1 protein-coding gene and 1 pseudogene are annotated in these 1,211 nt (G+C 45.7%); one reads left to right on the top strand and one right to left on the bottom strand.

The genetic code is table 11. The features are described 5' to 3' along the window. A pseudogene (locus tag R7E47_RS24765) lies at positions 1 to 351 on the top strand (haloacid dehalogenase-like hydrolase); the annotation flags it as partial. A 104-nt stretch (positions 352 to 455) separates the two neighbouring features. On the opposite strand, the gene R7E47_RS24760 reads toward R7E47_RS24765, so the two are convergent. Further along, a partial coding sequence (locus R7E47_RS24760) for an alanine:cation symporter family protein (RefSeq protein ID WP_318085407.1) occupies positions 456 to 1,211 on the bottom strand: 756 nt, incomplete at its 5' end.

The following is a 1,211-nucleotide window of genomic DNA, read 5'->3' as shown; positions in this document are numbered from 1 at the left end:
ACAGAGTTCGTTAATGTTGATGGTAGTTACCAAGTTAAGCGCGTACCGGGCATTGAAGTGAATAACGACAAAGCGGAAAAACCGCAGCAAATTTATCAGCACATTGGTAAGCGCCCAATAGCTTCGTTTGGCAACTCAGATGGTGACCTACAAATGCTGCAATGGACTACGTCAGGTACTGGTCCTCGTTTAGCAATGTACGTTCATCACACGGATGACCAACGTGAGTGGAAATATGACCGCACCTCTAGCATTGGTAAGCTAGATAAAGGATTGGATGAAGCGAAAGCGAAAGGTTGGTTAATCGCTGATATGAAAAACGATTGGAAGCAAGTGTATCCGACCAAGTAAGATTTCAAATCTGACTGATATAAAAAGGGGTTAACCACTGGTTAACCCCTTTGTTGTGTCCGAAGAACGGACCACTGCTTTTTCTTATTTTTAAGGAAAGAAACTTAGGTCGAAGGCTGTTCTACCGTGTCTGTTGCGGTAGTTTCAGTCGTTGGTGCTTGACCCGTTTTACGTTTGTATTTCTCTTCCCAGTAATCTGCACCTTTGATACCTAGCGCAACTGGGTTGAACGTAAACTCTGTGACACCTTGCTTCTGTTGTTCTTCGTAGTCGGTCAGCGCTTTCAGAGCAGGCTTCGACATAAAGAAGATGATCAAGATACCCACGATGTTCAGCCAAGCCATCAAACCTACGCCAACATCACCCATCGCCCATGCTAGGTTTGCGGTTTTTACTGTACCGTAAAACACGGCTGAGATAAGTACCAGTTTTAAGATAAACATCAGACCGTTCACTTTAAAGGTACGGCGAATGTAGGCAATGTTTGTTTCTGCGATGTAGTAGTAAGCCAAGATCGTGGTGAATGCGAAGAAGAACAGTGCAACAGCGATGAACGGTTTACCAACTCCAGGCAGAGCACTTTCAATCGCCATTTGCGTGAATACTGGACCATTCGCACCAATATCGGCTGGTAGGTTTTGCACAAGGAATGCACCTTCAACCGCACCGTGTACGTTGTACGCCCCTGTGATAAGAATCATAAACGCAGTTGCCGAACATACTAGTAGTGTATCGATGTAGATTGAGAATGATTGAACCAGACCTTGCTGTGCAGGATGATCAACGCTTGCTGCCGCTGCTGCGTGAGGGCCGGTACCTTGGCCTGCTTCATTTGAGTAAACACCACGTTTAACACCCCA

This window comes from Vibrio sp. Vb1026 (genome assembly GCF_033338745.1).
In the GTDB taxonomy this organism is placed as follows: domain Bacteria; phylum Pseudomonadota; class Gammaproteobacteria; order Enterobacterales; family Vibrionaceae; genus Vibrio; species Vibrio alginolyticus.
The sequence above is the reverse complement of the archived record's forward strand: the minus strand, read 5'-3'. Positions and strand labels throughout refer to the sequence as shown.